This is a genomic window from Streptomyces luomodiensis, from assembly GCF_031679605.1.
Taxonomy (GTDB): domain Bacteria; phylum Actinomycetota; class Actinomycetes; order Streptomycetales; family Streptomycetaceae; genus Streptomyces; species Streptomyces luomodiensis.
In genome coordinates, this window is the sequence record NZ_CP117522.1 from 5,007,349 (window position 1) to 5,028,894 (window position 21,546).

Annotated in this window: 20 protein-coding genes and 1 pseudogene; 12 read left to right on the forward strand and 9 right to left on the reverse strand. The window is 71.2% G+C overall.

The window, feature by feature from the left end; translation table 11 throughout:
* The first annotated feature begins 82 nt into the window (after positions 1-82).
* The 4 genes from PS467_RS21005 to PS467_RS21020 all read left to right on the forward strand — a co-directional run bounded on the left by PS467_RS21005 (position 83) and on the right by PS467_RS21020 (position 4,656).
* Positions 83-1,183, forward strand: a complete 1,101-nt coding sequence (locus tag PS467_RS21005; RefSeq protein WP_268973186.1) for a LacI family DNA-binding transcriptional regulator — start codon at positions 83-85, stop codon at positions 1,181-1,183.
* A gap of 242 nt (positions 1,184-1,425) precedes the next feature.
* Positions 1,426-2,625, forward strand: a complete 1,200-nt coding sequence (locus PS467_RS21010; RefSeq protein ID WP_432280615.1) for a metallophosphoesterase — start codon at positions 1,426-1,428, stop codon at positions 2,623-2,625.
* A gap of 191 nt (positions 2,626-2,816) precedes the next feature.
* A complete protein-coding gene (locus PS467_RS21015; protein ID WP_311036575.1) occupies positions 2,817-3,665 on the forward strand; it encodes a hypothetical protein in 849 nt (282 codons plus the stop codon).
* A 118-nt stretch (positions 3,666-3,783) separates the two neighbouring features.
* The gene (locus PS467_RS21020) at positions 3,784-4,656 is read left to right on the forward strand and encodes a BRO-N domain-containing protein (protein ID WP_311036576.1); all 873 of its coding nucleotides are present in this window, start codon (positions 3,784-3,786) and stop codon (positions 4,654-4,656) included.
* Between the two features lie 222 nt (positions 4,657-4,878).
* On the opposite strand, the gene thiC is transcribed toward PS467_RS21020, so the two are convergent.
* A complete protein-coding gene (gene thiC, locus PS467_RS21025; protein WP_311036577.1) occupies positions 4,879-6,648 on the reverse strand; it encodes a phosphomethylpyrimidine synthase ThiC in 1,770 nt (589 codons plus the stop codon).
* Positions 6,649-6,828: 180 nt separating this feature from the next.
* Between thiC and PS467_RS21030 the strand changes: the two genes are divergently transcribed.
* The gene (locus PS467_RS21030) at positions 6,829-8,277 is read left to right on the forward strand and encodes a YibE/F family protein (protein WP_311036578.1); all 1,449 of its coding nucleotides are present in this window, start codon (positions 6,829-6,831) and stop codon (positions 8,275-8,277) included.
* Between the two features lie 207 nt (positions 8,278-8,484).
* Here PS467_RS21030 and PS467_RS21035 read toward each other — a convergent pair whose 3' ends face one another.
* From PS467_RS21035 to PS467_RS21045, 3 genes are all read right to left on the reverse strand, one after another.
* Entirely contained in the window at positions 8,485-8,922 is a 438-nt protein-coding gene (locus PS467_RS21035) for an SsgA family sporulation/cell division regulator (protein ID WP_268973191.1), read from the reverse strand.
* A gap of 606 nt (positions 8,923-9,528) precedes the next feature.
* On the reverse strand, positions 9,529-9,723 hold the full coding sequence (locus PS467_RS21040) for a DUF5326 family protein (RefSeq protein WP_030827636.1): 195 nt from the start codon (positions 9,721-9,723) through the stop codon (positions 9,529-9,531).
* Positions 9,724-9,915: 192 nt separating this feature from the next.
* On the reverse strand, positions 9,916-10,233 hold the full coding sequence (locus PS467_RS21045) for a cupin domain-containing protein (protein WP_268973194.1): 318 nt from the start codon (positions 10,231-10,233) through the stop codon (positions 9,916-9,918).
* A gap of 66 nt (positions 10,234-10,299) precedes the next feature.
* Here PS467_RS21045 and PS467_RS21050 point away from each other — a divergent pair, with 66 nt between their 5' ends.
* From PS467_RS21050 to PS467_RS21070, 5 genes are all read left to right on the forward strand, one after another.
* Positions 10,300-10,680: a phage holin family protein gene (locus tag PS467_RS21050; RefSeq protein ID WP_268973196.1), complete on the forward strand. Its 381-nt coding sequence runs from the start codon at positions 10,300-10,302 to the stop codon at positions 10,678-10,680.
* Between the two features lie 24 nt (positions 10,681-10,704).
* A complete protein-coding gene (locus PS467_RS21055; RefSeq protein WP_311036579.1) occupies positions 10,705-11,337 on the forward strand; it encodes a low molecular weight protein-tyrosine-phosphatase in 633 nt (210 codons plus the stop codon).
* Positions 11,334-12,461 carry a cystathionine gamma-lyase gene (locus PS467_RS21060; RefSeq protein ID WP_311036580.1) on the forward strand — a complete coding sequence of 376 codons (1,128 nt, stop codon included), beginning with the start codon at positions 11,334-11,336 and terminating at the stop codon, positions 12,459-12,461. The genes PS467_RS21055 and PS467_RS21060 overlap by 4 nt, the downstream gene beginning before the upstream one ends.
* 254 nt (positions 12,462-12,715) lie before the next feature.
* Complete coding sequence (locus PS467_RS21065; protein ID WP_311036581.1) at positions 12,716-13,612, forward strand: LysR family transcriptional regulator; 897 nt, start codon at positions 12,716-12,718, stop codon at positions 13,610-13,612.
* A 42-nt stretch (positions 13,613-13,654) separates the two neighbouring features.
* Positions 13,655-14,143, forward strand: a complete 489-nt coding sequence (locus PS467_RS21070) for an NUDIX domain-containing protein (protein WP_311036582.1) — start codon at positions 13,655-13,657, stop codon at positions 14,141-14,143.
* 71 nt (positions 14,144-14,214) lie between these two features.
* Here the strand turns inward: PS467_RS21070 and PS467_RS21075 are convergent, their stop codons facing one another.
* From PS467_RS21075 to PS467_RS21090, 4 genes and pseudogenes are all read right to left on the reverse strand, one after another.
* The gene (locus PS467_RS21075) at positions 14,215-14,394 is read right to left on the reverse strand and encodes a hypothetical protein (protein WP_311040115.1); all 180 of its coding nucleotides are present in this window, start codon (positions 14,392-14,394) and stop codon (positions 14,215-14,217) included.
* Between the two features lie 657 nt (positions 14,395-15,051).
* Positions 15,052-15,864, reverse strand: a pseudogene (locus PS467_RS21080) (pyridoxamine 5'-phosphate oxidase family protein); the annotation flags it as partial.
* A gap of 176 nt (positions 15,865-16,040) precedes the next feature.
* Positions 16,041-17,630: a globin domain-containing protein gene (locus tag PS467_RS21085; protein WP_311036583.1), complete on the reverse strand. Its 1,590-nt coding sequence runs from the start codon at positions 17,628-17,630 to the stop codon at positions 16,041-16,043.
* Between the two features lie 357 nt (positions 17,631-17,987).
* Entirely contained in the window at positions 17,988-18,620 is a 633-nt protein-coding gene (locus PS467_RS21090) for an HAD family hydrolase (protein ID WP_311036584.1), read from the reverse strand.
* 223 nt (positions 18,621-18,843) lie between these two features.
* Here PS467_RS21090 and PS467_RS21095 point away from each other — a divergent pair, with 223 nt between their 5' ends.
* Together PS467_RS21095 and PS467_RS21100 are read left to right on the forward strand one after the other, a co-directional pair.
* On the forward strand, positions 18,844-19,320 hold the full coding sequence (locus tag PS467_RS21095) for a MarR family winged helix-turn-helix transcriptional regulator (RefSeq protein ID WP_268973203.1): 477 nt from the start codon (positions 18,844-18,846) through the stop codon (positions 19,318-19,320).
* Positions 19,321-19,536: 216 nt separating this feature from the next.
* Entirely contained in the window at positions 19,537-19,992 is a 456-nt protein-coding gene (locus tag PS467_RS21100; protein WP_311036585.1) for a GNAT family N-acetyltransferase, read from the forward strand.
* Between the two features lie 107 nt (positions 19,993-20,099).
* Here the strand turns inward: PS467_RS21100 and PS467_RS21105 are convergent, their stop codons facing one another.
* Entirely contained in the window at positions 20,100-21,485 is a 1,386-nt protein-coding gene (locus PS467_RS21105) for a serine hydrolase domain-containing protein (protein ID WP_311036586.1), read from the reverse strand.
* Between the last annotated feature and the right edge of the window lie 61 nt (positions 21,486-21,546).

A 21,546-nucleotide genomic window follows, 5' to 3' on the forward strand; every position in this document is an offset into this window, starting at 1 on the left:
GCGCTCATGCAGAAACGTGCCTTCCGAATACCGATGGCGGAATCGCGCAGACCGCCCGCCCGAGCCCTACTATCGGCTGGCCATGACAGCAGCAGGGAAGCACCAGGTGAGCCGGTCGGCCGGCCGCCGGTTAGGGCGGGCGGGCATCCGGGACGTGGCCGCCGCCGCCGGGGTCTCGATCACGACCGTCTCCGACGCGCTCAACGGCAAGGGCCGGCTCCCGGAGGCCACCCGCCGCCATGTCCGCGAGGTCGCCGAGCGGCTGGGTTACCGCCCGTCCGCAGCGGCCCGCACCCTCCGTACCGGCAAGTCCGGCCTCATCGGCCTGACCGTGACCACGTACGGGGATGAACCTTTCACCTTCACCGAGTTCGCCTACTTCGCCGAGATGGCGCGGGCCGCCACCTCCGCCGCGCTGGCCCGCGGCTACGCCCTCGTCATCCTCCCCGCCACCTCCCGCCACGACGTGTGGTCCAACGTCGCCCTCGACGGCACCGTGGTGATCGACCCCTCCGACCACGACCCGGTCGTCACCGAGCTGCTGCGTCAGGGCATCCCCGTCGTGAGCGACGGCCGCCCGGCCGGCGCCCTGCCCGTCACCGCCTGGGTCGACAACGACCACGAGGCGGCGGTGCTCGGACTGCTCGACCATCTCGCCGAGGCCGGCGCCCGCCGGATCGGACTGCTCACCGGCACCTCCACCGACACCTACACCCGGCTGTCCACCACGGCGTACCTGCGCTGGTGCGAACGTGTGGGACAGGACCCGGTCTATGAGGCGTACCCGGCCCACGACCCCTGTGCCGGGGCCGTCGCCGCCGACCGGCTGCTCGCCCGCCCCGACCGCCCCGACGCGGTCTACGGCCTCTTCGACCCCAACGGCACCGATCTGCTCGCCGCCGCCCGCCGCTACGGACTGCGCGTCCCGGACGATCTGCTGCTGGTCTGCTGTAGCGAATCGACCGTTTACCGCACCACCGAGCCACCCATCACGACCCTCTCACTCAAACCCCGCCGGATCGGCACGGCGGTCGTCCAGCTGCTCATCGACGCCATCGAGGGCCTTGACCCCGACCAGCCGGTCGAGCAGGTCATACCCACCGAATTGATGGTGCGGACGTCGTCACAGCGCCGTCCGCCGCGTACGACGGTCAGCGCCCCGCGCAGCCGCGCCGGAGGCTGAACTGAGGCTGACTCAAGGACGTCCCGAGAATGACCCGGGGAGGACCTGAGGCCAATGGGCTTCCCCTACCGGGCCAATCCGGGATAAAAGTCCGTCCAAGCAGGAGTGAGCACCGATTGACGGCACCCTGGTGCGTCACAAGCCCTCACGGTCATTCCTATGATGGGCGGACGACACCGCGGACCGCCGTCGACCAGGCAAGGTCCACAAGGTGGCACGGCGGCGTGATGGTGGAGGGGTCGATGACTCAGGGGGCCGGTCTGGAAGCCACGGCAGGGACCACGGGCGCGATCCCACCCGTGCCCGCGTACGGCGCGTCCACCCCGCCCAGCGGGGTCGCGCCCGCGGCCGTACCGCCCGGCTCCGCCCCCGCCGCACCGGGCCCCGCCGCGCCCGTACCGCCGCCCGCGCCCGCGCCCGGAGAGCCCGTGCCCGCCCCCGGGGCGCCCGCGCCCGCCACGCTTCCGCCCGCCGAGTACACCCCGACCGAGCGGCTCCCCGTCCTCGGCCCGGGACACACCATCCCGGACACCCCGCTCGTCCCGCCGCAGGACCGCCCCACCGTCGCCCTCACCCCGGTGCCCGAGCCCGAGCACGGTCCGCTCGCCAAGGACGAGGGCCCCGGCCCGCTGTACGTCGTGGGCGATGTCCACGGCTACCACGACGAACTGCGCGAGGCACTCGCCGCCGAGGGCCTCATCGACGCCAAGGGCAACTGGGCCGCGGGCAACGCCCGGCTGTGGTTCCTCGGCGACTTCACCGACCGCGGCCCGGACGGCATCGGCGTCATCGACCTGGTCATGCAGCTTTCCGCCGAGGCCGCCGCCGCGGGCGGCTACTGCAAGGCGCTGATGGGCAATCACGAACTGCTGCTGATCGGCGCCAAGCGATTCGGCGACACGCCCGTCAACTCCGGTGCCGGAACGGCCTCCTTCCAGGCCGCCTGGCTGCTGAACGGCGGTCAGCGCACCGACATGGAGCGGCTCGAGGACCACCACGTCCAGTGGATGTCCCGGCTGGACGCGATGGCGGAGGAGGACGGGCATCTGCTGGTCCACTCCGACACCACCGCCTATCTGGAGTACGGCGACTCGATCGAGGCCGTCAACGACGCCGTCACCGAGACACTTCAGCGCAGCGACGCCGACGAGTGCTGGGACCTGTTCCGCAAATTCACCAAGCGGTTCGCCTTCCGCGACGAGGAGGCCGGGCCGACAGCCGCCCGCGAACTGCTCGACACCTACGGCGGGCAGCGCATCGTCCACGGCCACAGCCCCATCCCGTATCTGCTCGGCGAGGTCGGCTCGGAGGACGGCGAGGACGGCGGCACGCCCGCCGTCGAGGGTCCGCACGTCTACGCGGACAACCTCGCGGTGGCCATGGACGGCGGCATCACCATGGCCGGAAAACTGCTGGTCGTCCAACTTCCGCTGGCCAACTGAGGATTCAGCGGGCATTCCCCGGGGCAGATAGACAGTTTCCGCGGCGCGGAAGCAATTCGCGAAACCTGCTGTCACCCCGCGCCGGATCGGCTCTACCATCGGCTTATCCGTCGCAGGCTCTCCTCCGTTTCCGCCGGACTGCCCGGTGAAAGCCGGCGTCACGGCCCTACGGAGCATCGGGGGATGCACCCATGAAAAGCGCTCCGCACCTGCTGCCCGAGGACCGCCCGGAGTTCGAGCGGGTTCTCGACGAGGCACTGCGCACCGCGGACCGCCGCCCGGACCTCACCGGCATCGGGCAGCGGCTCACCGCCGAACAGCTGCGCACCGTGGCGCTCGGCGCCTCGGCCGCGATCTCGGCATGCGCGGCCGCCGAGTACCAGGAGTACCGCGCCACTCGCGCCAAACTGCGCGAGCCCATGCCGCGCTTCCCGCTCGGCGGGGACGCCGGTGAGCGTGAGCACCCGGACGGCACGGCGGGGCTCGCCGGCGCGATGCAGGACGCCGCGGGGGCGGGGCTCGTCGCCATGCTGGCGGTGCTGGCCCCAGTACTCGCCGGAACCGCCGCGATCATCTTCCTCATCGTCGGCTACGTCCTCAAGGTCCTGGACCCCGCCCCGTCCATCGCGCAGCCGATGGTCACCGCGGGCTGGCTCTTCGCCGCCCTGACCGCCGCGGGCATCCTGGTCGCCGCCGTCGGCCTGCTCCTGACCGCGCTGCGGAACGGCTCCAGCGCGATCCGGGGCGAGGCGCGCAGCGAGCTGCTCGAGGAGGTGGACCGCGCCAGAGAGGTCTGGCGCCAGGCCCTGCTGGAGCGCGGCATCCTGCCGTTCCTCCGCGAGGCCCTGGCCAACCCCTCGGCCCCGTCCCCCTCCGCCTACGTCCCGAGAAACCCCGAAACCGTCAGCCGCACCCCGCACCTCGGCTACAGCCGTCCCGGCTTCAGCACCGAACGCGAAACCCCCAGGTCCCGCCCCCACTACAGCAGCCCGGACTACACCAGCCCCGACTACGGCGGGCCGGAACACCAGCCGGATTAGCACTGGTGGGCGGTTTGTCCACGGAATGATCCATTACCAGCCTATCGAGCGAACTTCCGCCCGTTCGGGGGAATTGCCCGCCGGTTGTGTTTAGCGTCCGTCGCGGAGGTGATGCGCGATGCGCAAACACAACACACCGCAGGGATCATCGGCCCGGCGCGACGCCATGGACGTCAACGATTTCGTCTACGCGGCCACGGGGGCCCGGCTGCGACGGCTGACCATGCCGGACGGCGAGCATTGGTTCCCGACAGTCGACGTCTGTGCGGAACTCGGCCACACGAACCCCCGAAAGGCGTTGGCAGATCATGTGCAGCCTGGCGGAAAGTCTACTCTCGAGAGTGTAACCTCACGTTACGGTCTCAGCGTTCCCGCAGGCAGAGAGTGGCGTCGAGACTTGCATCTGGTGAATCTGCAAGGCTTGATCCAGCTGGTGAACGGCTGCACCAAGCCCACGTGCCTGCCCTTCAAACAGTGGGTGTCGAGGGTGATCGCCACCATCCAGCGCGAGGGCTCGTACACGCTGGACGTCTCGGAGGTCTCCCGCCCCGTACCACCGACCGAGCTCATGGACGCGATCGTCCGACTGGAGATGCGGACCGAACGCTTCCATACGGAAGTACTGGATTCCCTCCACCGCTCCGAGCAGGCATGGTCACAGATCCTCGATGCTCTGGGCTGCCGATCGGGCGCGGAGCCCGAACCCGACAAGCGAGAGCTGAGGCTCAGGACGGAAGACCTGTTCGCGCAGTGGAAGGACCGGCTGAGCATCACCGAGGACGTGTGGGCGGTGGCCGTCTACATCATCCCCACACTGGCGGAAGCCGGCCGGGTCGGTCACTCGCTGGAGACGCTCGCGAGCAAAACGGGGCTCACCCGCCAGCGGGTCCACGCCTGTCTGCGGTTCCTTCAGAAGCACCGCTGCATCCGCCAGCAAGGGGTGACGGACGGCGGGCATCCGGTCTACGTGGCCGAGCTGCCGCCCGCGTAGCCGCACAGAAAGGGTCCGAAGTCGCAAAACGACGTTGCGGCTTCGGACCCGACCCGCAGCGTAGCGCCTGACCGTCCTGCCATGTGACCCGTTCGGCAACCTGACGGCTCTCCACCTTCCGCGGAGCGTCGCGCACCGGGCGCGACGGGCGCCACGACGCGGAGACGCCGGCCCCCGGGAACCGCGTTCCCGGGGGCCGGCGGCCGGAATCCGTGGTGCGCCTCAGTCCGCGATCGGCAGGTAGACGCGGTTGCCCGCGGCGGCGAACTCCTTGGACTTCTGGGCCATACCGGCCTCCGCCTCCGCCTCCACCGTGTCCATCGCACCGCCGTGCTCGCGGCGGATGTCCTGGGAGATCTTCATCGAACAGAATTTCGGTCCGCACATCGAGCAGAAGTGCGCCGTCTTGGCCGGCTCCGCCGGAAGCGTCTCGTCGTGGAAGGAGCGGGCCGTGTCCGGGTCGAGGGCCAGGTTGAACTGGTCCTCCCAACGGAATTCGAAGCGTGCGTCGGACAGCGCGTCGTCCCATGCCTGGGCGTCCGGGTGCCCCTTGGCCAGATCGGCCGCATGGGCGGCGATCTTGTAGGTGATCACGCCGGTCTTGACGTCATCGCGGTCCGGCAGGCCCAAGTGCTCCTTGGGGGTGACGTAGCAGAGCATCGCTGTGCCCCACCAGGCGATCATCGCCGCGCCGATGCCCGAGGTGATGTGGTCGTAGGCGGGGGCGATATCGGTGGTGAGGGGGCCCAGGGTGTAGAACGGGGCCTCCTCACAGATCTCCTGCTGGAGGTCGATGTTCTCCTTGATCTTGTGCATCGGGACATGGCCCGGCCCCTCGATCATCGTCTGGACGCCGTGCTCCTTGGCGATCCGGTTGAGCTCACCGAGCGTCCGCAACTCCGCGAACTGCGCCTCGTCATTGGCGTCGGCGATCGACCCCGGGCGCAGTCCGTCACCCAGCGAGTAGGTGACGTCGTACGCCGCCAGGATCTCGCACAGCTCCTCGAAGTGCGTGTAGAGGAAGGACTCCTTGTGGTGGGCGAGGCACCACGCCGCCATGATGGAGCCGCCGCGGGAGACGATGCCGGTCTTGCGGCGGGCGGTCAGGGGTACGTACGGCAGCCGGACGCCGGCGTGGACGGTCATGTAGTCGACGCCCTGCTCGGCCTGTTCGATGACCGTGTCCTTGTAGATCTCCCAGGTCAGTTCCTCGGCCTTGCCGTCGACCTTCTCCAGCGCCTGATAGAGCGGCACGGTGCCGATGGGCGCCGGGGAGTTGCGCAGCACCCATTCGCGGGTGGTGTGGATGTTGCGCCCGGTCGAGAGGTCCATGACCGTGTCGGCGCCCCAGCGGGTCGCCCAGGTCATCTTCTCGACCTCCTCCTCGATGGAGGAGGTGACGGCGGAGTTGCCGATGTTGGCGTTGACCTTCACCAGGAACCGCTTGCCGATGATCATCGGCTCGATCTCCGGGTGGTTGACGTTGGCCGGCAGGACGGCGCGGCCCGCCGCGATCTCCTCCCGGACCACCTCGGGGGAGACGTTCTCGCGAAGCGCCACGTACTCCATCTCCGCCGTGATATCCCCCCGCCGCGCATAGGCGAGTTGGGTCACGGGAACGCCTTCCCGACCGCGCCGCGGCTGGCGCGGCCGGCCGGGGAAGACCGCGTCGAGGTTGCGCAGCCCCCCGCGGGGCGTGGTGTGTTTGATCCCGTCGTCCTCGGGACGAACAGGACGGCCCGCGTACTCCTCGGTGTCGCCGCGGGCGACGATCCAGTTGTGCCGCAGCGGCTCCAGGCCGCGGCGGACATCGGTTTCGATGGTGGGGTCGGTGTACGGGCCGGACGTGTCGTACAACGTCACGTCCTGGCCATTGGTGAGGTGCACCCGGCGGACCGGGACCCGAAGGTCCGGACGTGAACCCTCGACATATCCCTTATGCCAGCCGAATTCGGCCTTCTCGGCACGTGTGTGTGCATCCTGCTGAGTCATGAGACCCACTCCCTACGCCGGCATTACCCGGTAACAGGTTCAGCGGTCGGCGCAGCTGTCAGCGTCAGCGCCCTCTCAGCCCGGTGCTCCGAGCTCCCGCGATTGCAAAGGTTGTCCCCACGCTAACGGTTTATCCACAGTGCTGACCAGGGGGCCCACTTCTCTTGCGATGATGCGACCGTGACCGCCATCCAGCAGGACCACCCGCCCGAGCAGCCCCGCCCCTCCGACCAGGCCCATGGCCACGGCCACGGACACGCCGACGGCCATGCGCACGGCCACTCCCACGGCCATTCCCATGGCCACGGTCCGGCCACCCCTGTCTCGGCCCGCCTCCGCAAGGTCATCGCGGCGGTGCTCATCCCCTTCACCGTCGCCGTCGTCGCCGGTCTGATCGTGCTCTGGCCGGGCGGCACACCCGACCACAAGGCGAACGGCCGCAGCGGCCTCGGCTTTGACCAGCAGACCGTCGCGGGGCGAGTGGTGAAGGTCGAGGAGGTGAACTGCGCCGATGTCAACGCCCAGCCGCAGGCGCCCACCGAGCCCGGCCAGGACAGCGCCGCCCAGAACGGCGCCTCCGGGCAGGGCGGGAAGAACAGCGTCTGCGAGAAGGCCACCATCGAGGTCACCTCGGGCAAGGACAAAGGCCGCACCTTCCCCGAAATCGTCCAGCCCAATGCCTCACGCCACTTCAGCGCCGGGCAGGAGCTGAAGCTGGCATACGCTCCCAAGGCGCCCAAGGACCTCCAGTACTCCGTGTCCGACGTCGACCGGTCGATGCCGATGGCGCTGCTCGCGGGGCTGTTCGCGCTCGCCGTCGTGGTGGTGGGGCGGCTGCGCGGGGTGTTCGCGCTGGTGGCGCTGGCCATCAGTTTCGGCGTGCTGACACTGTTCATCCTCCCGGCGATACTCCAGGGTTCCAATCCGCTGGTGGTCGCGGTCGTCGGGGGCAGCGCGATCATGCTGCTGGCGCTCTATATGTGCCACGGCCTGACGGCGCGTACATCGGTCGCCGTGCTCGGCACGCTGGTGTCACTGCTGCTGATCGGGGTGCTCGGCTCGCTGTTCATCGGCTGGGCGAGCCTGACCGGCAACACCGACGACCAGACCGGGCTGGTACACGGCCTCTATCCGAACATCGAAATACGCGGGTTGCTGCTCGCAGGCGTGATCATCGGCTCGCTGGGGGTGCTGGACGATGTGACGGTCACCCAGACCTCGGCGGTCTGGGAGCTGCGGGACGCGGACCCGACCGCGTCCCGGCGCACGCTCTACGGGGCGGCGATGCGGATCGGGCGGGACCACATCGCCTCCGTCGTGAACACCCTGGTGCTGGCCTACGCGGGGGCGTCGCTTCCGCTGCTGCTGCTGTTCTCCATCGCGGACAGCAGCGTGGGCACGGTCGCCACGAGCGAGATCGTGGCGGAGGAGATCGTACGGACGCTCGTGGGCAGCATCGGGCTCGTCGCCTCGGTGCCGGTGACCACGGCGCTGGCCGTGCTCGTGGTCTCGGCGGACCGTGCGCCGGCGGCGGCCGGCGGCGGGGAGCGAACCGGCACGGGCGCCCAGGGAGCCTCCCGGACCGGCCGGGGCGGACGCGGGCGGCGGCGCCGGGCGAAGACCCGCTGAGCCGGCCGGGGCACGCCACCCCGGCGGTTCGCGGGTCCCGACCCGGCGGTTCGCGGGTCCCGGCCCGGCGGTTCCCGGGTCCCGACCGCGCCGCCGGGCACCAGCCGCGCCGTCACGCACCGACCTCGCCGTCACGCCGCGCCGTCACGCACCGACCGCGCTGTCACGCACCGACCGCGCGCCGGCCTCGGCCCGCGCATCCGGCGCTCAGCCCGCGTACCGGTCCTCGGCCAGGATGCGGTCGAGCTCGGCGTCGAGGTCGCCGACCGGATCGCAGGCCATCGGCTCCTGGCCGAAAGGCACCACCCGGTCCGTCCGGTCCAGGAAGGCCACCAGGGGAGCGGCCCCGGCCCGGAACAGGGCCCGCTCACAGCCCACCTGGAGTCTGATGAAGACGTCGGAAAGCCCCTCGGGCGAAGCGGGGGCGATGCGCACATCCCCCTCGCCGGTGGGTCTGCTCAACCCGTCCAGCAGCAGCTCCCGGGCGAAGGACCAGCTCACCGGCGCATCACCGGGCAGATGGAAGGTGATCTCGACCGCATAGGGGTCACTGCTGTCGTAGGACAGCTCGACCGGGATCCGGAAGGAGAGATCCTGCGACACCAGGAAGGTCATCGTCACTTCCGCCTGGACTGTGTCACGCATGTCACGCATCGTTCGCCGCCCCGGGTTGTTTTCGCTTGGCCGCCGACTCTGGAGAGTAGCGACTCGATTGCGCTGCGGAGTCGGTTTGCCTCATGTGAGGGAACGAAAATGGCCAGTGTTGCCGTGGGGAGACCCACGCGTCCGGACGGTGCCGTCCCGGTGGGCGGGGGATCGGGGCCGGCGCACCGGCCATATCGAAGATCGCTGTCGTCAACAGGCACCCCCGGGGTGTGTTGCGAGGCAGACGCCGAAAGGAAGAGCGAGGAAGAACGCCGAGGACTCGCACTCTAACGGCAGGGGTGTCGCCGGGCCGTGCTCCCGCCCCGGCGGTATCCCTCGCGCGGCGTATCCGCGCGAGGCGGGGTCCGACAGGGCCCGCCCGCGCAATGCGACAGGTCCTGGGGGAACGCGACGGGAAACGCGACAGGCCCTGGGGGCGCGTCAGGCCGACGGAGACGCGTCAGCCCCTGAGGGACCCGTCAGACCCGACCGGAATCCGTCAGACCGGCGGGAACGAGCAAGGGCCCCCGGGGACGTGCCGAGCGCGCCGTGCGTGGAGACATGCCGAGCGCGCCATGGGGACGCGTCGAGCGCCGTGGGGGCACGTCAGGAGGTGAACTTCCGTACGACGTAGATCAGCCCGGCGATCAGCGCCACCAGCAGCAGCGCCTTGAAGACGAGGCTCACCACGAACCCGATCACGCTCATGATCAGGCCGCCGAACACGGCGAGGACGAGGACCGGTATCGCGATCCAGGTCACCCACCACGGCAACCCCTGGAATATCCCCTTCGTGGTCACGTGACTCCCTGCTTTCTCTGCACGCCGTGGGCCCGGCACCGACGGCCGGTCCGCCCTGCCGTCGATGCTAGGACGGGACGGAAGCGCGCGGGCGGCCCGCGCCCCCCGTCCTCCCCTGACCGAACCCCTACGGGACCGGCCCGCGGAACATCAGCTCCACGATGGACCAGACGGCGACAGCCCTCCGGGGGCTCAGCCCTCCGGCGGCGAGAACACCACCAGCACCCGCAGGTCCTCGGTGATGTGGTGGAACTTGTGCGCCGTGCCCGCCGGTACGTACACCACGCTGCCCCGCGCCACCTGCGTCGTCTCCATCCCCACCGTGATCGACGCCCGGCCGCTCACCACCATGTACACCTCGTCCTGGCCGTGCGGCGACTGCGGGTCGGCCTGGCCCGCGTCCAGCGCGTACAGCCCCACGGACATGTTCCGCTCCCGCAGGAACTGTAGATACGCGCCGTTGTTCGCGGCGCGCTCCGCCTCCAGCTCATCCAGCCGGAACGCCTTCATTCGCCTCTCCACCCCTGTGTACGGTGCCCCTGCCTGTGGCGGGGCCGGTCTGCGACGATCTCAGCCATGAAGAATTTTCTCGTCAAGACGATCGCGAACGCCGGTGCCCTCGGCGTCGCCATCTGGCTGCTCAAGGACATCACGCTCACCGGTGAGAACACCGGCCGCAAGGCACTCACCCTCATTCTGGTCGCGCTGGTCTTCGGCGTGGTGAACGTGGTGGTCAAGCCGATCGTCAAGCTCCTGGCCTTCCCGTTGTTCATCCTGACCCTGGGGCTGATCACGCTGGTGATCAACGCCCTGATGCTGCTGCTGACCTCATGGCTGGCCGGAAAGCTGGATCTCAGCTTCCATGTGGACGGTTTCGGCACCGCCGTGCTCGGCGGTCTGATCGTCGCCATAGTCGCGTGGGCCCTTCACGTCGTGCTGCCCGAGGACGATGACTGATCACGGCCGGAGATGATGGACGGCATGAGAGACCCGTCGCCCTACCGTGTCTGCTTCGTCTGCACCGGCAACATATGCCGCTCGCCGATGGCCGAATCCGTCTTCCGCTTCCATGCCGAGGAAGCCGGGCTGGACGGTCGCGTCGAGGTGGACAGCGCGGGCACCGGGCCCTGGCACGAGGGCGACGGGGCCGACCGCCGTGCCGTCGACGTGCTCACCGCCCACGGCTATGAGCAGGATCACATCGCGCGCCAGTTCCGGGCCGAGTGGTTCGAACGCCTCGATCTGGTCATCGCCTTGGACAGCGGCCATCTGCATGAGCTGCGCGCGCTCGCGCCGACCCCGCACGACGCCGCGAAGGTGCGGCTGCTGCGGAGTTACGATCCGGACGCGGACCAGGACGCGCTGGGCGGCCTCGATGTGCCGGACCCCTACTTCGGCGGGACGGACGACTTCGAGGAGTGCCTGGAGATGATCGAGGCCGCCAGCGGCGGGCTGCTGGACGCGGTCGCCGAGGCCCTCGACGCCGCGGAGCGGACCGGAAGCACGGCGCGCGCCGAGAGTGCCGAGAACAGCACCCAGGGCGCCCAGAGCGCCGAGAACACGGAGAACGCGCCGGCCGCCGATGGCCCGGACGCGGGAAAGGAGCCCGTATGACCGGTGACGGTACCCGCGCCGTACGGGCCGGACTGCCCGAGGCCGAGGCGTACGCGCCGACGCTGCCCGGCCCGGTATTCGCCGCCCACTTCCACCTTCCCGGCGACGCCGTCGGCCCCTACACCTACGGCCGGGACGCCAACCCCACCTGGTCCCTGCTGGAGCGGGCGATCAGCGAGCTGGAGTCACCGGGCACCGACGCCGAGACGGTCGTCTTCTCCTCCGGCATGGGTGCGATCTCGGCCGTACTGCTGTCCCAGCTGCGCCAGGGCGAGGCGGCCGTCCTGCCGTCCGACGGCTATCAGCTGCTCCCGGCGCTGATCGAGCGGCTGGAGGGTTACGGCGTCACGGTGCGCACCGCCCCGACCGGCGAGGACGCCCAGCTGGCCGTGCTGGACGAGCGGACGAAACTGCTGTGGCTGGAAACCCCGTCCAATCCCGGACTGGACGTCTGCGACATCCGCCGGCTGGCCGCGGCCGCGCACGCCCGCGGTGCGCTGGTCGCCGTCGACAACACCCTCGCCACCCCGCTCGGCCAGCGCCCGCTGGAGCTCGGCGCGGACTTCGCCGTGGCCAGCGGCACCAAGGCGCTCACCGGCCATGGCGATGTGCTGCTCGGCTATGTGACCTGCCGCGATCCCCGGCTGGCCGCCGAGGTGCGGGCCTGGCGCAAGACGGTCGGCGCTATCCCCGGCCCCATGGAGGCATGGCTCGCCCACCGTTCCCTGGCCACCCTCCAGCTGCGCGTCGACCGCCAGGCGGCGACCGCCCTGGCCCTCGCCGAGGCGCTGCGCGACCGCCCCGAGATCGCCGGGTTGCGCCACCCCGGTCTGCCGACCGATCCGGCGCACCGGCTCGCGGTGGAGCAGATGCGCGGTGGGCGCTTCGGCTGCGTGGTCTCCTTCACCCTCCCGGACAAGGCGCATGCGGAGCGCTTCCTGGCCGAGCTGCGGCTGGTGGACGACGCGACCAGCTTCGGCGGGGTGCGCTCCACGGCGGAGCGGCGCGGACGGTGGGGCGGCGACGCCGTACCCGAGGGTTTCATCCGGTTCTCGGTGGGCGCCGAGGATCCGGACGACCTGATCGCCGATGTGCTGCGGGCGCTCGACACGGCACGCGCGTAAACGGGTAACCGAACCGGGGCGAGTGACTGAAGCCGGGAAAAGAGAGCCGGTGGCTGAAACCGACCGGGTAGACCTGTGCGGGCGTCTCAAGCCTCCCCCCTCGTGGCTTGAGACGCCCCGGCTCTCCCCGTGGAGAACCGCTCGAACAAGGCTAGTTGACTCAGCGTCAGTGTCCAATCACAGTAGCGACATGGACCTATCGGCATATTTATAGTTGGCATGCGGTCGGGGCGGGACGAGGCGAGGGGAACCGCATGGATCTAGCCCTCTTACGCACCTTTGTCACGGTTCACCGCGCCGGGTCCTTCACCCGCGCCGCCGGGCTGCTCGGGCTCTCCCAGCCCGCCGTCACCGGCCAGATACGCACCCTGGAGCGGCAGCTGGGCCGCCCCCTGTTCCTCCGTACGGCGCGCGGCGTCGTCCCCACCACCGTCGGGGACGAACTCGCCCACAAGGCAGCGCCACATCTCGACGCCCTGGTGGAGATCACCGAGACAGGTCTGGACGACCGCTCCCCGCTGCGCACCCTGCATCTCGCGGGCCCTCCGGAGTTCACCGCGCTGCGCGCCCTGCCCGCGCTGACCACCCTCGTCACCCAGGGCCTGGCGGTGCGCTGCGCCTTCGGCAGCGCCGAGGAGCTGTTCGAGGGACTCGGCGCCGGCCACCACGACCTGGCCATCGCCACCGCCCGGCCACGCGGCCGGCTGCTGGCCGCCACCCCGCTGTGCGACGAGGAGCACGTGCTGGTCGCCGCCCCCCGCTGGGCCGCCCGGCTCGGCGGGCCCGCGGTGCTCCAGATGAAGGGGGTGAGCGCGCTGGAGGCGCTGCCCGTCGTCGAGGTGCACGAGAGCCTGCCGCTGGTCACCCGCTACTGGTCGGCCGTCTTCGACGCCCGTCCGGTCACCGCCGGCACGATCATCGCGCCCGATCTGCGCGCGGTGCTGGCGTGCGTCGCGGAGGGCGCCGGGCTCGGCGTCCTGCCGCGCTATCTGTGCATGGACGCGCTGGACGCGGGGGAGGTGGTGGCGCTGCTCAATCCGCCGGTGCCGCCGCTGCGTACCTATTTCCTGGTGGTCCGGACGGGGGCGCTCGCCCTGCCGCATATCGCGCGGGCGCACGAGTGGCTGTTACGCGCGGCTGTCGACTGGTGAGTAAGTGGTTTCGCGGGACGAAAGGCGCGGCAGATGTCCTGCATGACCGAACGACCCGTGGTCAAACGCACCGCCCGCGCCATTCTGCTCGAGGGCGACACCGCCCCCCGGATGATTTTGATCAAGCGCACCAAGCCCGGCCAGCCGCCCTATTGGATCACTCCGGGCGGCGGGATGGAGCCCGAGGACCCGACCGTCGTCGAGGCCCTGCACCGCGAGGTGGACGAGGAGCTGGGCGCGAAGGTGACGGATGTGGTGCCCGCCTTCGTCGACACCGTCCCGCACCCCGACGACGGGAGCGCGGACGGCGTCAAGGTGCAGCACTTCTTCGTCTGCCGACTCGCCTCGATGGATCTCACCCGGCGGCACGGCCCGGAGGTGGACGAACCGTGCGGGGAGTACGAGGTGGTCAGCGTGCCGTTCACCCGCGAGGGGATCGCCTCGGTCGAGGTGGTGCCGCCGTCGCTGCGGGCCTACCTCGAGGCGAACGTCGAGGGTGTGCGGGCCCTGCTCGCGGACGACCTCGGCTAGGAGGCGGGGCCGGGGCGGGCCCCCGCCCCGGCCGATCCTCGCCTGATCCGCGCCGCACCACGTCCGCGTGGCTAGCGGAACCAGCCGCTGAACGGCTGCTGGGTCTTCCGGGCCGCCCGCTGCCGCGCCTCGGCCAGCACCCGCTCCGCCTCCGCCCGCCAGCTCTCGGGCCCCGCATCGGCCCGAACCCCGGGCTGGTCCCCGAATCCGTCCTCAGGACGGAGATGGGCCCCGAAATCGGACCGCGCCACCCCCGACTCCGACTGCCCAGAAGCCGACTGCACGGCCTCCGGCACCCACTGAGCCGCATCGTCTGCGGGTGCGGCCGGAGCCACTGGGACGGGCGGGGCCACCGGGACACGTGGGGCCACCGGGGCCTGTGGGACCGCTGGGGCTGCTGGGACAGGTGGGGCCGCCGGAGCCGCTGGGGCCTGTGGGGCCGCCGGAGCTGCTGGGACTGCCGGATCAGCAGAGGCAGCCGGGCCAGCCGAAGCCACTGGAACCGCCAGGTCGACCGGAGGCCCCGGCACCCACTGAGCCGGGTCGGTCGAGGCCACTGGGGCGGGCTGGACCACTGGGACGGGCGGAACTGCCGGGCCAGCCGCCCCGGCCGAGGCTACTGGGACGTCCAGGTCAGCCGGGACAGGTGGGGCAGCCGGAGCCGCTGGGACGTGTGGGGCCGCCGGAGCTGCTGGGACTGCCGGGTCAGCAGAGGCAGCCGGGCCAGCCGAAGCCACTGGAACCGCCAGGTCGACCGGAGGCCCCGGCACCCACTGAGCCGGGTCGGTCGAGGCCACTGGGGCGGGCTGGACCACTGGCACGGGCGGAACTGCCGGGCCAGCCGCCCCGGCCGAGGCTACCGGGACGTCCAGGTCAGTCGGGACAGGTGGGGCAGCCTGGTCCGCCGGAGCCACCTGGTCCGCTGGGGCCACCTGGTCCGCCGGAGCTGCCGGGGCCGCCTGGTAAGCCGGGGCCGCCTGGTCCGCCGGGGTGCCCGGGGCCGTCCGGTCGGCCAAGGCGGGCTGGTGGGGCTGGTGGGGCTGGTTCATCGGGGGTGTCGGTCGCGGGGCCGGCTCGGCGCGCGGTGCGCGGCGGGCTTCGCGGGCGTCGGCGGCGGCGCCGAAGAAGTCGCCGCCCTTCCGCTTGACGTCGTCCGTCCCCCAGTCCCGTTCCCGGCCGTGCTCGAGGGCCCGGTCACCGGAGGGGCTGCGGTGCCGGCCCTCGGCTCCGCGGGTGCGGCGTTGCGCGGGGACCCTCTGGAGGTGGGGGATGTGCTTGGCGCAGTGGATGTACGCCTCCTCGACGGTCACCTCGACCCACACCACCGCGCGCCGCCCCGGCACCGGGTCCACCGGCAGGTCGGGGTGGGCCGCGCGCATCTCGGCGTCCTCCACAACCCGGGCCCGGCCGTTCACATGCAGCCCGATCCGGTCCCGGAAGAAGTCGACCATGAGAATGCCGAGGTGGGGGTTCTCCTGGATGTTGCCGAGACTGGCCAGGACGCCGTTGCCCCGGTATTCGGGATAGGTCAGCGTGCGCGCGTCGAGCACCCGCAGAAAGCCGGGCGGCCCGGCCCGGAAGGTGCTGTCGCACTCCCCGTGCCGGTCGGAGGTGGCCAGGAAGAACATCTCCTGGCGGCCGATGTACTCCCGCATCCGGACGTTGAGGTGGTCCAGCACCTGTTCGTCGTAGAAACGGTCGGCGCGGTCGACCGTACCCAGCCGCCGCTGTAGAAGGTGTTCGCCGTCGCTCCCCGGACGCCACGCGCGGTCGTCCAGGTGCTCCGTACTGTCCACGGTTCTCGTCCCCGTTCCTGCATCGCCGTCGTGCCTGTCGCCGTCCGGAATCGCCGGAGTCACTGCCTCGTGTCGCCGTTCCGTCATGTGCCGTCCGCGCCCTACTCCGCGGCGGCGGCGAGCTCCTCGATGGAGTCGTGCCGTATCCGGTGGGACGGAATGCCGATGCCCATCAGGGTGTCGACACCGCTGCGGATCAACCCGGGCGGCCCGGAGAGATACGCGTCGAACGCGTTCCACGGGCCGTACTGCCGCACGGCGTCGGGCAGCCGGCCGCTGAGGCCGTTGGTCGGGCCGTTGGAGACGACGGGGCGGACCGCGAGCCACGGATGCTTGTGCGCCAGCCGCAGCATGGTGTCGATGTCGTACAGATCGTGATCGCTGCGCGCACCGTAGAAGACCTCGACCGCCCGCTGGCGGCCGTGCTCGGCGACATCCTCGACCAGCGCCTTGATCGGCGCGATACCGGTGCCGCCGCCCAGGCAGAGCAGCCCGTTGTCGCTGGAGTGGTCGACGGTCATCGAACCGGCGGGCGGCCCGAGGCGGATCACATCGCCGGGGCGGGCCCGGTGCACCAGCGCGGAGGACACCCATCCGGCCGGTACGGCCTTCACGTGGAAGGAGAGCAGCCCGTCGGAGCGCGGCGCCGAGGCGAACGAGTAGTGCCGCCACACCCGCGGCCACCACGGGGTTTCCAGCGAGGCGTACTGGCCGGCCAGAAACGGGTACGGCTGATCCGGACGGACGGTGATCACGGCGATGTCGGGGGTGCGCAGCTCATGCCCGACCACCTCGGCCTGCCACCACGCGGGGGCGACCAGCTCGTCCTCGGCGGCCGCGTCGATCATGATCTGGGAGAACTTGGTGTAGGCGCGCACCCAGGCGGCCTCGGCCTCGTCGCTCCAGGTGGTGACCGCGTAGCGGGTGAGCGCGTCGATCAGGGATTCGCCGACGGCGGGGTAGTGCTCGGGCTGGGTGCCGTACTTGCGGTGGCCGCGGCCGAGCCGGGAGAGGAACTCGGTGAGGATGTCGTCGTCGTCGACGAGCCGGGCGGCGGTCAGCATCGCCTTGAACAGCCGGTCGCGCTGGGCGTCCATGGCGGCGGGGAAGAGCGGCCGCAGCTCGGGGTGGTGGACGAAGAGCATCGCGTAGAAGTACGAGGTCACCTTGTCGCTGATGGGCTCGATCTCGGCCATCGTGCGGCGCAGCAGGATCGCGTCGGGCGAGGCGGTCTCGGGGACGGCGAACCGGGGGTCGGGGCCGGGCCGGACGTCCTGCGGGACAGGGGCCGTCTCGTCGGGGCGCTGATGCTCCTCGCGCCCGGTGGCCGCGGGGCCGCTCGCCGGTCGGCCGGCCGCCGACCGGTTGGCCGCCGGACGGTCGGCAGCCGGACGGTCGGCCGCCGGACGGTCGGCAGCCGGATGGTCAGCAGCCGGGCCGGACGCGGGGCGGGCGCCCGCCCCCGGGCCGGACGCCGGGCCCGGCTCGGCGGACGTACGGCGGTCGGCTCCGGTGCCGACCGGCCGTATCGGGTTCACCGGACGGCTGGGCGTCCGCTCATCGCTCTGCCGGTCCGGGGCCCGTGTCTGTTCCTCGGCCGGATTCCTGCTCGGGCTGAACCAGCCCCAGTCGCCACTGTTTCCGCCGGAGCCGTCACTGCCGGCCGACGATGTGGTGGTCGGAGCGTCCATGGTTGCCTCGCCTCGAACATCTTTCTGTCGGTCTTCGCACTTCCGCTGGCGGAGTGTGCCCGCAATTCCCCGTTCTGGTGCACTGGTTCAAGCGAGAATGGTCGTGCCGACCTTCTCCGTAACTCTCATCCGGGCAGGATGCCACGGCCGTTGCCCGCCCCGGGTGCGCATTCCCGAAGTCCAGGGAAACCGGAGCCGCAATCCCGTCACGCTGGTTGGCCTGGGTTGCCCGGTTCTGCCCCCACCCGTACAGCCTGCTGGACGGAGCCGGACCCGACCCTACCGGCCGCGCATGAATTCACAAGCCCCGCGGACGCGGCATCCATTACACCCGCCAACTCAGGTAATTACCGATAGTTACGAGCAGTTACCCGTCAATTCGTAAGCCTCTCGGAGATCGCGTCCGGTATAGGCGTGGGATGCGATTTCGCTCACATGGTGGTCGGCGTTCACGGCGACCGAGACCGGCACCACGGCGAACAGCTCGGCGTCCGACCGGGAATCCCCGTAAGCCACGCAATGGTCCCTGGTCAACCCGAACTTCGCACAAAGTTCATCGGCGATCCCGACCTTCGCGGCCGGGGTCAGGATCCCCGCCGGATCCACCGGGTCCCGGAACGGCACCGAGGGCCAGGCCGAGCCGTAGGTGGCGTCCGCTCCCCACTCCAGCAGCCGCGACACGAAGAAGCCCGGCGAGAGGGAGATCACCGCACAGCGCTCGCCCCGCGTCCGGATGTCCGCCCACACCTCGCGGATCCCCGCCAGCCACGGCGCCCCTTCGAACGCCGCGGCCACATGGTCCTCCGTCAGCTCCGCCCACAACGCACAGGCTCGCTCGGCGAACTGGGCCGTCGTCAGCGCACCACCCGCGAACGCCCGCTCCAGCTCGGCGATCTCCCGCTCCAGGCCGAGCTGCCGGGATATCTCGATCGCGGCGGCGGAGCCATGGATGAGCGTCCCGTCCAGGTCGAACAGATGCAGTCTGGTCATGACAACCGAGCGTAGGGGCACCTGGACACTCGGACCGTTGTCCGTCAGACGTCACGACGCTGCGGCGCCGCGACGCCGCAATGGCCGATGTGCCGGCGAGGCGGGCGGGGGCTGACCGCCCGGGGGCGACGGCTGTGGACGTCGAAACACCGATAATTGCATACGCGGTCTATTTCATCGCTGCACTATCCTGGGATTCGCTCACCCACCAAGGAGGGGTTCCATGACGGATGAGCCGCACGGCACCGCCACCCCGCCCACCGGGCGGGCCCTCGCCCAGGGCTGGTGCGCCCTGTCCTCCCTGCACGGCCGGATAGAGACGCATATCGAGCGTGCGCTTCAGGCCAGGCACGGGCTGAGCGTCCGCGAGTTCTCCGTGCTCGTCGTGCTCAGCGAACAGCACGACGGCGAGGGCGGACATCTACAGATGAAGCAGCTCGCCGACTCCGTCGTGCTCAGCCAGAGCGCCACGACCCGGCTGGTCACCCGGCTGGAGGACCGCGGTCTGCTCTCCCGCTACATCTGCCCCGACGACCGCCGCGGCATCTACACCAATGTCAGCCCCGAGGGGCTGAAGCTGCTGGAGGCGGCACGGCCGACGAACGACGCCGCGCTGCGCGAGGCACTCGCCGACGCCGCCCGGCGGCCGGAGCTGGCACCCCTCGTCGCCGCCGTCGAAGGGCTGTCCACCCCGCGCTGATCATCACGGGTACGCCCCCGGCCGATCGCCGCGGGTGCGCCCCGGCCCAGTCACCGCGGGTACGTCCCGGACCGGTCACCACGCATGCACCCCAGCCCAGTCACAGCACGCGCGCCCCGGACCGGTCACCACGCGTGCACCCCAGCCCAGTCACAGCGCGTACGCCGGCCCAGTCGCCGCCGACCGGGCCCGATGGGCCCCGCGTAGGCTTCCCGCGTGACCGACTTCGCAATACGGCGCGCGACCGCCGATGACCTCCCGGCGATCGTGGCCATGCTCGCCGACGACCCGCTCGGCGCCCGCCAGGAGTCCCCGGACGACCCGGCCCCGTACCGCGCCGCCTTCGAGCGGCTGGACCGGGACCCCAACCAGCGGCTGGTCGTCGCGGTCCAGGACGGCCGGACCGTCGGCACCCTTCAGCTGACCATGATCCCCGGGCTGTCGCGGCGCGGCGCCACCCGCTCGATCATCGAGGGCGTCCGGATCCACGCCGACGTGCGCGGCGGCGGACTCGGCACCCAGCTGATCGAATGGGCCATCGAGGAGTCACGCCGCGCGGGATGTGCGCTGGTACAGCTCACCTCGGACGCGACCCGTACCGACGCCCACCGCTTCTATGAGCGGCTCGGCTTCGAGGCCAGCCACCTCGGCTTCAAGCTTCCGCTGGACTGACATCCGTCCCCCACCGGACCGGCAATCCGCCTCCCACCGGCCGACAATCCGTCGTCCTCCGGACCGACGTCCACAGGAGTCTCCGCAGAAGCATCCGCGAGGCCCCGTCAGAGCGCGCGCCAGCCCTCCGGGTCGACCCCGCCGGGCACCACGCCGTCCGGCGCGTAGGGCTCCCGGGTGAACACGAAGGTGCCCAGGTCCAGATGGGCCGGGGCGCCGCCCTCCCCCTCGACCACCCGCAGCGTCTCCCCCGCGTAATAGCCGTCGAGCCCGGTCCACGTGCCGTCCGGCTCGGCCCGGAAGCGCGAGGCGCGGCCTCCCCCGGCGGCCGGGGACAGCTCCAGACCGCGGTCCGCGCGCAGCCGCAGATGGTACGGGCGGGGTCCCCAGTACCAGGGGCCGGTCAGCGCCAGCAGCTCCGGATCGACTTCGGGCAGCGGCCGCCAGGGCTCGGGTATACGGGGTTCGTGCTCCGCCACGACCCCTATGAGGTCGGCGGCGATGGCTCCGATCGCGGGTCCCGAGGTGGTGTTGGCCAGCGCGATCCCGGCCAGCCGGTCCTCCGCGCTCACCCACAGCGCGGCCAGGAAGCCGGGCATGGAGCCGGTGTGGCCGTAAAGGAACCGTCCGCCGTGGCGGATGAGCTGGGTGCCCAGGCCATAGCCGGCGTCCCGGTCCCCGTCCTCGGGGGCGGCGGATGCCCGCATCTCGGCGAGCGTCCCGGCGCCGAGCACCCGCTCGTCCCCGTCCAGCAGGAACGCGGCGAAGCGGGCCAGATCCCCGGCGGTCGACCAGAGCTGTCCGGCCGGACCCATCCACCCGGTGTCCTCGGCCGGCTCGGGCAGCAGCACATCCGCCCAGGGGTGCACGGCCCAGCCCCCGGCGTGCGGGGCCCGCGGCTCGAGCGACGTACGCCCCATCCCCAGCGGCTCCAGCACCTCACGGGCGAGCACCTCGCCCCAGGGGGCGCCGCGCAGCCGCTCGACCAGCGCGCCGAGCAGCGCGAAACCGGGGTTGGAGTAGTGGTACCGGCGGCCCGCGGGGTGGACCAGCGGGCGCTCGCCGAAGATATCGGCCGTCCCGGGCCGCAACGCCCCGGGCGTACGCTCCCACCACGGGCCACGCGCCTCGGCGGCGAGACCCCCGGTGTGGGAGAGGAGCTGGGCCACGGTCGCGCCCTCGGCCTGCGGTACGTCCAGATGCCTGGCCAGCGGATCGCCGAGGTCCAGCAGCCCCTCATCGCGCAGCCGCAGCACCAGCACCGCCACAAAGGTCTTGGTCAAGGAGCCGATGCGGTACTGGGTGTCGGCGTCCGGCGCGTGCCCGTCCACACAGCCGCGCGCCCCCGTCCACACCAGCCGCCCATCCCGCACCACGGCCCCCAGCAGGGACGGGGCACGGCCCTCGGCCTGGCCGAGGGCGACGCGCCGCAGCAGGGCACGGCGGGTGGCGGGCAGCGGCTCGGCGAACTCATCGATGTCGGGCGTGGTCATGTCGGCACTGTACGGCGAGGGTCCGACAATCCCAGCGGATCGCACACAGCCTGGCAGGTGG

Coding starts and splice junctions, on each gene's coding strand:
- PS467_RS21005 (WP_268973186.1), top strand. CDS start 83: ATGACAGCAGCAGGGAAGCACCAGGTGAGCCGGTCGGCCGGCCGCCGG.
- PS467_RS21010 (WP_432280615.1), top strand. CDS start 1,426: ATGACTCAGGGGGCCGGTCTGGAAGCCACGGCAGGGACCACGGGCGCG.
- PS467_RS21015 (WP_311036575.1), top strand. CDS start 2,817: ATGAAAAGCGCTCCGCACCTGCTGCCCGAGGACCGCCCGGAGTTCGAG.
- PS467_RS21020 (WP_311036576.1), top strand. CDS start 3,784: ATGCGCAAACACAACACACCGCAGGGATCATCGGCCCGGCGCGACGCC.
- thiC (WP_311036577.1), bottom strand. CDS start 6,648: ATGACTCAGCAGGATGCACACACACGTGCCGAGAAGGCCGAATTCGGC.
- PS467_RS21035 (WP_268973191.1), bottom strand. CDS start 8,922: ATGCGTGACACAGTCCAGGCGGAAGTGACGATGACCTTCCTGGTGTCG.
- PS467_RS21045 (WP_268973194.1), bottom strand. CDS start 10,233: ATGAAGGCGTTCCGGCTGGATGAGCTGGAGGCGGAGCGCGCCGCGAAC.
- PS467_RS21050 (WP_268973196.1), top strand. CDS start 10,300: ATGAAGAATTTTCTCGTCAAGACGATCGCGAACGCCGGTGCCCTCGGC.
- PS467_RS21055 (WP_311036579.1), top strand. CDS start 10,705: ATGAGAGACCCGTCGCCCTACCGTGTCTGCTTCGTCTGCACCGGCAAC.
- PS467_RS21060 (WP_311036580.1), top strand. CDS start 11,334: ATGACCGGTGACGGTACCCGCGCCGTACGGGCCGGACTGCCCGAGGCC.
- PS467_RS21065 (WP_311036581.1), top strand. CDS start 12,716: ATGGATCTAGCCCTCTTACGCACCTTTGTCACGGTTCACCGCGCCGGG.
- PS467_RS21070 (WP_311036582.1), top strand. CDS start 13,655: ATGACCGAACGACCCGTGGTCAAACGCACCGCCCGCGCCATTCTGCTC.
- PS467_RS21085 (WP_311036583.1), bottom strand. CDS start 17,630: ATGGACGCTCCGACCACCACATCGTCGGCCGGCAGTGACGGCTCCGGC.
- PS467_RS21090 (WP_311036584.1), bottom strand. CDS start 18,620: ATGACCAGACTGCATCTGTTCGACCTGGACGGGACGCTCATCCATGGC.
- PS467_RS21095 (WP_268973203.1), top strand. CDS start 18,844: ATGACGGATGAGCCGCACGGCACCGCCACCCCGCCCACCGGGCGGGCC.
- PS467_RS21105 (WP_311036586.1), bottom strand. CDS start 21,485: ATGACCACGCCCGACATCGATGAGTTCGCCGAGCCGCTGCCCGCCACC.